8 protein-coding genes and 1 pseudogene are annotated in these 7,696 nt (G+C 67.2%); 4 read left to right on the top strand and 5 right to left on the bottom strand.

Translation table 11 applies throughout. The features are described from left to right. Positions 1-53: 53 nt before the first annotated feature. From AC07VL_RS09380 to AC07VL_RS09395, 4 genes are read right to left on the bottom strand one after another with little or no spacing between them, the layout of a single operon-like run. Complete coding sequence (locus tag AC07VL_RS09380; protein ID WP_290605833.1) at positions 54-1,067, bottom strand: SIS domain-containing protein; 1,014 nt, start codon at positions 1,065-1,067, stop codon at positions 54-56. Continuing rightward, a complete protein-coding gene (gene nagA / locus AC07VL_RS09385; RefSeq protein ID WP_494805591.1) occupies positions 1,057-2,169 on the bottom strand; it encodes an N-acetylglucosamine-6-phosphate deacetylase in 1,113 nt (370 codons plus the stop codon). Before nagA ends, AC07VL_RS09380 begins: the two co-directional genes overlap by 11 nt. After that, on the bottom strand, positions 2,166-2,900 hold the full coding sequence (locus AC07VL_RS09390; protein ID WP_494805592.1) for a GntR family transcriptional regulator: 735 nt from the start codon (positions 2,898-2,900) through the stop codon (positions 2,166-2,168). The genes nagA and AC07VL_RS09390 overlap by 4 nt, the downstream gene beginning before the upstream one ends. Before the next feature lies 1 nt (position 2,901). After that, positions 2,902-3,774 carry a glucosamine kinase nucleotide-binding domain-containing protein gene (locus AC07VL_RS09395; protein WP_290605827.1) on the bottom strand — a complete coding sequence of 291 codons (873 nt, stop codon included), beginning with the start codon at positions 3,772-3,774 and terminating at the stop codon, positions 2,902-2,904. Between the two features lie 345 nt (positions 3,775-4,119). Between AC07VL_RS09395 and AC07VL_RS09400 the strand changes: the two genes are divergently transcribed. Beyond that, a complete protein-coding gene (locus tag AC07VL_RS09400) occupies positions 4,120-4,407 on the top strand; it encodes a hypothetical protein (RefSeq protein ID WP_102296300.1) in 288 nt (95 codons plus the stop codon). 51 nt (positions 4,408-4,458) lie between these two features. Here the strand turns inward: AC07VL_RS09400 and AC07VL_RS09405 are convergent, their stop codons facing one another. Continuing rightward, positions 4,459-4,728 carry a hypothetical protein gene (locus AC07VL_RS09405; RefSeq protein WP_494805593.1) on the bottom strand — a complete coding sequence of 90 codons (270 nt, stop codon included), beginning with the start codon at positions 4,726-4,728 and terminating at the stop codon, positions 4,459-4,461. 418 nt (positions 4,729-5,146) lie between these two features. On the opposite strand from AC07VL_RS09405, the gene AC07VL_RS09410 reads away from it, so the two are divergent. The 3 genes and pseudogenes from AC07VL_RS09410 to AC07VL_RS09420 form a co-directional block, all read left to right on the top strand. Further along, entirely contained in the window at positions 5,147-5,662 is a 516-nt protein-coding gene (locus AC07VL_RS09410; protein WP_494805594.1) for a hypothetical protein, read from the top strand. 63 nt (positions 5,663-5,725) lie between these two features. Next, positions 5,726-7,381 (top strand): ExeA family protein, encoded by a 1,656-nt coding sequence (locus AC07VL_RS09415; protein ID WP_494805595.1) that lies wholly within the window; start codon positions 5,726-5,728, stop codon positions 7,379-7,381. 1 nt (position 7,382) lies between these two features. Beyond that, a pseudogene (locus AC07VL_RS09420) lies at positions 7,383-7,696 on the top strand (hypothetical protein); the annotation flags it as partial.

Consider the following 7,696-nt stretch of genomic DNA (forward strand, 5'->3'; position numbering starts at 1 on the left):
GGGTGCTGGCAGCAGCGCCGCCCCGTGACGGGGGCGGCGCTGCCGCGTAATGCTTAATTTGTCTTCGTGACCTTGCTCAGGTGACGCGGCGCATCCGGGTCCATGCCGCGCGCGGCCGACAGCTTGGCCGCCATCACGTAGAAGGACTGGATGGCGACGATCGGGTCGAGGTCCGGCGTGGCCGCCACGGGCAGGGTCAGGTCGCGTTCGGCCACGTCCGCCGGCGCCGCCAGCAGGACCTTGGCGCCGCGGCCGCGCATTTCGCTGGCCAGCTGCAGCAGGCCGGCCTGGGTCGGGCCGCGCGTGGCGAAAATGAGCAGCGGGTAGCCGTCTTCGATCAGGGCCATCGGGCCGTGCTTGATTTCCGCGCCGCTGAACGCTTCTGCCTGCAGGGCCGAGGTTTCCTTGAATTTTAGGGCCGATTCCAGCGCCACGGGGAAGCTGATGCCGCGTCCGACGACCATGATGTTGCGCGCCGGCGCCAGCACGTCGATGGCGGGCGACCAGTCGACGCGGGTCGCTTCGAGCAGCGCTTCGGGCAGCGCTTCCAGGCCGCCCAGCAACTCGGGGTCGTTCTGCCACTGCGCCACCATGCGCGCGCCGGCGACCAGGCTGGTAATAAAGCTTTTCGTCGCGGCGACGCTCTGTTCCTTGCCGGCGCGCAGGGGCATGGCCCACTCGGCGGCGTGCGCCAGCGGCGACTCGATGTCGTTGACGAGGGCCACGGTGGTGGCGCCGCCGTCGCGGAAGTAGCGGATCGGCTCGACCACGTCGGGGCTCTGGCCCGATTGCGAGATCGAGATGGCCAGGGTGTCGCGCGTCACCAGCGGCGATTTGTTCAGGGTCACCAGCGACATCGGCAAGGATGCCACGACGCGGCCCAGGCGCGCCATGATCAGGTAGGCGACGTAGTTGCAGGCATGGTCGGAGCTGCCGCGCGCGATGGTCAGCGCGGTCGAGAACGAGGTGCTCCTCAATTTGCGGCCCAGTTCCGCGTAGCGTTCCGTGTCGCTGGCCAGTTGCAGGGCGACGCATTCGGCGGCGGAAATGGCTTCTTTAAGCATCATTGAGGTCACAGATTTCTCCTTCTATATACACAGCTTTGAGTTTGAGGTCGCGATCGAGTACCACCAGATCGGCGTAAGTACCGGGGGCCAGCCGGCCGCGTTCTTCCAGGCCCAGGTAATCGGCGGCGTTGGTCGACACGCGCTTGGACGCGTCGGCCAGGTCCAGTCCCAGTCCCACCAGGTTGCGCAGCGCCTGGTCCAGGGTCAGGGTGCTGCCCGCCAGGGTGCCGTCGGGCAGGCGCACGCCGCCCATGCATTTCTGCACGGCGTGGCGGCCCAGCATGTATTCGCCGTCCGGCATGCCGGTGGCGGCGGTCGAATCGGTGACGCAGTACAGGCGCGGGATGGCGCGCAGGGCCACCTTGATGGCGCCCGGATGCACGTGCAGCAGGTCGGGAATCAGTTCCGCGTATTCGGCGTGCGCCAGGGCGGCGCCGACCATGCCCGGCTCGCGGTGGTGCAGTCCGCTCATGGCGTTGAACAGGTGCGTGAAGCCCATGGCGCCGTGCTCCAGCGCGGCCACGCCGTCTTCATAGGAACCGAGCGTGTGGCCGATCTGCACGCGCACGCCGGCGTCGGCCAGGGCGCGCACCAGCTCCAGGTGGCCGGCGATTTCCGGCGCCACGGTGATGACGCGCAGCCTGGCCAGGGTTTGCAGGCGTTCGATCTCGGCCAGGGTGGCGGCGCGCGCATAGTTGGGCTGCGCACCGAGCTTGCCGGAATTGATGTACGGGCCTTCCAGGTGGGCGCCCAGCACGCGCGCCGTGTTCGGGCGGCGGTTGTTGGCGGCCGCGCCGATGGCCGTCAGGGCCATGTCGATGTCCTCGGGCGGCGCCGTCATGGTGGTGGCCAGCAGGCTGGTGGTGCCGTGGCGCGCGTGGATGGCCGCGATGGCGTAGACGGCGTCGCCGCCTTCCATGATGTCCTTGCCGGCGCCGCCATGCACGTGCAGGTCGATGAAGCCGGGCAGGATGTAGTCGTCGCTGTTGCCCGACGGGTGGAGGGAATCGCCCGTGATGCTGTCGACCCGCTCGCCGAAGGCGATGGCGCCGTGGATCCAGCCGCCGGGGGTAAGGATATTGCCTTTGATAGTGCTGCTCATCTGCGCGACTCCGCTACGAATTCATAATAATCACTGCGGCAATACGAGTGGGTCAGTTCCACCGCCGCGCCGTTCTCGAGATAACTGACACGGGTGATGTGCAGCATGGCTTCACCCGTCTTGATGCTGGCCAGCTTGGCCTGTTCCGCCGTGGCGTTGACGGCGCGGATATGCTGCAGCGCGCGCATCGGGATGGTGCCGCGCGACTCCAGGTAGCCGTACAGCGAATCGGTGACCTGCTGCGGGTCCGGCATGTACAGGGCGGGGATGGTGGTGGTCTCGATGGCCATCACTACTTCGTCGGCCGTGCGCAGGCGGCGCAGGCGCGCCACCGGCATGTGCGGCGACAGGCCCAGCGACAGCAGTTCCAGCGGCGCGGCCGCGCCGATATCGCGCTGCAGCCAGCGCGAGCCGGCCGTGAAGCCCCGCTGGCGCAATTCTTCCGAAAAGCTCGTCAGGCGCGACAGCGGCTGCTCCAGCTTCGGCGTGATGTAGGTGCCGGAGCCGCGTTTGCGCGTCAGCATGCCCCGGTCGCACAGCATGTCGATGGCCTTGCGCGCCGTGACGCGCGAGATTTCCAGGAGGTCCGACAGCACGCGCTCGGAGGGCAGGGCCTGGTTGGCGCGCCAGTCGCCGCTGGCGATGCCGTCCGACAGCATGTTCGCCAGCTGCATGTAGAGCGGCGTGTCGCTGGCGGGATTGGGTTTGAAGGCGGATAGTTTGGCCAGCATGTCAGTGCTCCCGCAAGTGCTTGCGTATCAGGCGCAGGCCGCCTGCGGCCGAGTCGCCCTGTGCCGGCACGACCAGTTGCAACAGTTCCGCCGGCAGGTAGGCCGACAAGGGCGCCGCCAGGCCGCCGCACAGGGCCACGGGCAAGGTGCCGGCCGGGTCCAGCGCCCTGGCGATGAGGGCGATCTGCTGGCCCGCCTCGACGAGGATGGCGCGCGCCACGGCGTTGCTGGGGGCGTGTTCGAGCACCAGGCGCGCCAGCTGCGCGAAGGTGGTCTGGCTGGCCGCTGCCAGCCACACCTGCATGGCGTCGCGCTGGCCGCCGCAGGCGTGCACGATGGCCGTGGCGAAGGCGCTGCCGGGCACGCGGCCGTCGACCACCTGCTGCGCATGGTTGATGGCGCGCATGCCGATCCAGGCGCCGCCCGCCTCGTCGCCGGAAGGAAAGCCCCAGCCGCCCACTTCGTGGCGGCTGCCGTCCGCATGCAGCACCTCGCCCACGCTGCCGGTGCCGATGGCGACGATGGCGCCCGGTTCGCCCGCATGGGCGCCGAGCAGGGTGGTCAAGGCATCCGATTCGAGCGCCACGCGGGCATAGCCGGGATTGTGTTCGATGAAGCTGGCGGCCCACTGCTTGTTATGCACGCCGGCCAGGCCCAGGCCGATGGCCATGCGCTGCAGGGCCGGCTGCTCCAGGTCGGCGGCGCGGAAGGCCAGGGTGACGGCATGCGCCACGGAAGTCCACGCGCGCTCGATGCCGTGCGCCAAGCCGGAAGGCCCGCTCTGTCCCTGCGCCAGTTCCTGGCCGTCGAGGCGCGCCAGGCGTACACGGGTGCCACTGCCCCCTCCGTCGACGCCGATTATGTATTCGATCATGTGTTTGCAGTCCGGCTTATGGTTGATTGCGCCTGTCTCGTTTTTTTTGTCGGGCGGCGAAAAAGCTGAAGGCACTATATTGTTGCCTCGATGGCTAGTCAAGAGGTATTTAAGTGGTATTGTAAAATAGTGTTGCGCTTGACACGCCCAGTCCGAGCGTGTGATTGCAAATGATTGTTAATAAAGGGATTTTTGTTATTCGTGAATGGTATTGAAATTGGCCTTGTTCAATGCCAATTTTTCGCGAGTGGTCTGCGCTGCGCGCGGTAGTGTTGCTTCCTCGCATGCTTGGCAAGGCGGGCCATCAAGAGTAGAGTCCGCCTTTTACACCTGAGTTGGAAGAGCATGATGAACGACAAGGCAGCAAAGAGCGCGTACTGGGACGACTGGCAGCAAGAGGCGCTGGCCGCCGGCGTGTCGGCGCCGCTGGCCGCGCTGGGCATGGAATTGATGCGCACGCACCGCAAGAACCGCTGGCCGAAGGATTTCCTGGGCCGCGAAAGCGATGGTCCGGTCATGATCGAGATGTGCCTGGAAGACGAGGCGGAAACGGAATTGTTCTTTATCGAAAACCTGTATCCCTACGATGCGGCCCTGATCGAGAAGACCCGCCGCCGCCTGTGCCTGCACTGACGGGACGCTGACGCGTGACTGGAACGGCCGCCCTGTGCGGCCGTTTTCACGTCAGGTGCCGAACTTTTCGCTGGGGACGCGGGCGCGCATGCGCAGGCCAAGCAGCACGATGGCGACCAGCAGCAGCGACTGCGTGTCCGGTTCCTGCGGGGCGGGGACGCGCAGGCTGGCGTCCGGCGGGAAGCCGGCCAGGCGCAGGGCCAGCGCGGCCGGCGGTCCCTGGTAGGCGGACTGCGGCACCGGCCGCGGCAGGTCGGCCGCGCGCAGGTTGCCAGCGGTCCAGAGCGACAGGAGCGCGCCCAGCAAGATCATCTTTCTCATCGTATCGTGTATTTCCGCCGAGGGCTGTATGTGCATCACACATGGTCCCGCCGTATGCCGGCCATGTCCTGTCCCCAGTTTGCATGGATGTTTCCGGTGCTGCTCTTGCCGCGCCAGAATAATATAATTTTATAAACTTCATGTATTAAAACATAATAAAATGAAAATGCAAACGTCTTTTTATGCATAAGCCCGTGCCGCGCGCGTGCTTGCCGGAGGCGCTGCATTGCGCCAGGGAAATGACGTGGCATTTTCATGGGGCGGTGTCATAATGGCTGCGGCATTCCCGCCCAGGCATGGAGTAGATGATGAGCAAGGCACAGGACAGCAAGAAGGAAGCCAAGAAAGAACCGGCCAAGAGCATGAAGGAAAAGAAGGAAGCCAAGAAGATCAAGAAAGAAGAGCGCAAGCGCTGATCATGCGTGCGCGCCGTTCCTTGCCGCATGCGTGGCGCGCGGCGGCCCTGCTGGCCCTGCTGGCCACGGGCTGGCCCGTGTCCGGCGCGCTGGCGCAGCCCAAGCCGCCGCCGTCGACGTTCGGGCAAGTGGTGGGCAATGCCGTGCTGTGCATCGACCAGATCGACAACAAGGCCTTTTATGCGTATCTGCTGACGGCCTTCGGCCCGGCCTACAAGCATGAAGGGGGCGCCTACTGGTTCCGCACGGACGCGACCTTGTGGGGCGCGCCCATTACCGACGTGATCGTCAGCGACGATACCAGCTCCCTCGTCTTCATGGGCGTGGTGGCGGACACGACGCCGGAAAAGCTGGAGCCGGCCATCCGCAGCGCTTCGGGCCTGCGCTTCCATGCGCTCGATGCCTCCGCCTTTCCTGTCCGTGGTTCCGTGCCTGGCAGTAAAATCGTCTACTTCCGTAGCAAGGCTAAAGTCTATTGCGCCAAATACAAGCCATTGCCGCCCGCGCAAACCCGCTGAGTCATTGGCTCGGCGTGTCGGCTTGCCTGGACGCATTTTGATCGTTTCATCCGCAGGGTTTCCATGTACACGCATTATTTCCAGCTCAAGCAATCGCCGTTCTCGATCGCCCCCGATCCCCGCTACCTGTACATGAGCGAGCGCCACCGCGAGGCGCTGGCGCACCTGCTGTATGGCGTGGGCAGCGGCGGCGGCTTCGTCCTGCTGACGGGCGAGATCGGCGCCGGCAAGACCACCGTGTGCCGCTGTTTCATGGAGCAGATCCCGGACAATTGCCAGCTCGCCTACATCTTCAATCCGAAACTGTCCGTCGAGGAATTGCTGCATTCGATCTGCGAGGAATTCCGCATCGCCCTAGCGCCCGGCGTGGCCAGCGTGAAGGGCTATGTGGACGCCATCAACGCCTACCTGCTGGCCAGCCATGCCCAGGGCAAGAACAATGTGCTCATCATCGATGAGGCGCAAAACCTGTCCGCCGCCGTGCTGGAGCAGCTGCGCTTGCTGACGAACCTGGAAACGAGCGAGCGCAAGCTCCTGCAGATTATCCTCATCGGCCAGCCGGAACTGCGCGCCATGCTGGCCCGCCCGGAACTGGAACAGCTGGCCCAGCGCGTGATCGCCCGCTACCACCTCGGTTCCCTGTCGGCCGACGAGACGGCCAGCTACATCCACCACCGCCTGGCCGTGGCGGGCAGCACGGCGCCGGTGCCGTTCGCGCCGCGCCTGATGGCGCAGATCCATGCGCTGAGCCACGGCGTGCCGCGCCGCATCAACCTGCTGTGCGACCGCGCGCTGCTGGGCGCCTACGTGGAAAACCAGCGGCAGGTGACGCGGCCTATCCTGCGCCGCGCCGCCGCCGAAGTGTTTGCCGAGGAGGGGAGCCGGGTGCCGGCGGCCGGCCTGCGCTGGCCGCACGTGGCCGGCGGCGTGCTGGCCGGCGCCGTGGTGACGGCCGCGCTGGCCTGGCATTTCATGCCGCGCGCGCCAGCCACGTCGTCCGTGGCGAAGCTGCCTGCCGCCGTGGCGGTCCCGGTTCCGGCCCCGGTCCCGGCCGCGGCGGCCGCGCCCGCTGCCGTGCCGGCGCCGGCCGCTGCCAGCGTGCCGGACCGCAATGCCATGCTGCGCCAGCTGGCCGCCCTGTGGGGCGAGCATTTGCCGGACGGCGACGCCTGCCAGGTGGCCGCCCGGGCCGGCCTGCGCTGCCTGCAGAGCCGGGGCGGCATCGCCGAACTGCGCGTGCTGGACCGTCCCGCCCTGCTGTCCCTGCGCGACCCGGCGGGCCAGGAGCGGCTGGCCCTGCTGACGCAGCTGCGCGGCGAGACGGCCACGCTGGCGATCGATGGCCGGCAGCAAAGCCTGCCGCTGGCGGAACTGGCGCAGCGCAGCGACGGCAGTTTCACCACCTTCTGGCGCGCCCCGCGCGGCTGGCGCGACGAGGTGCCGGCGGGGGCGCGGGGCGCCGACGTGGACTGGCTGGCGCAGCGCCTGGCGCAGCTGCACGGCTTGCCCGCGCCGCAGGCCAACCTGCCGCTCGATGCCGAAATGCAACGCCTGCTGCGCGACTTCCAGCAAAGCCAGAACCTGAAGGCCGATGGCCTGGCGGGACCGAAAACCTTCATGCGCCTGATGCAGTCGGGCGACAACCCGGAGCCGCGCCTGTCGCGCGCCGCTCCCGCCGTGGCCGCAGCTGCCGCGACGGCGCTGGTGGCAGGAAAATAAGATGTCCTACATACTCGAAGCATTGAAAAAATCGCAGGCCGAGCGCCAGCTGGGCGAATTGCCTTCCATCCATGCGCCGCAGGTGCAGCTGCACGGCGGCGCGGCGGCGCATGGCGCGCGGCGCGGTCCCGTCTGGCTGGCGCTGGGCGGCGTGAGCGTGGCCGTGGCCGCCGCTCTGCTGCTGTGGCAGCCATGGCAGGCGGGCGTGGCCGCACCTGCGCCTGCGCCTGCGCCTGCTCTTGCACCCGCGCCCGCGCCGGCCGTGCTGGCCCGGTCTCTTATACACATCTCCGAGCCCACGAGACTAGCTAAGAT

The organism is Janthinobacterium sp. GW821-FHT03C08, assembly GCF_059420905.1.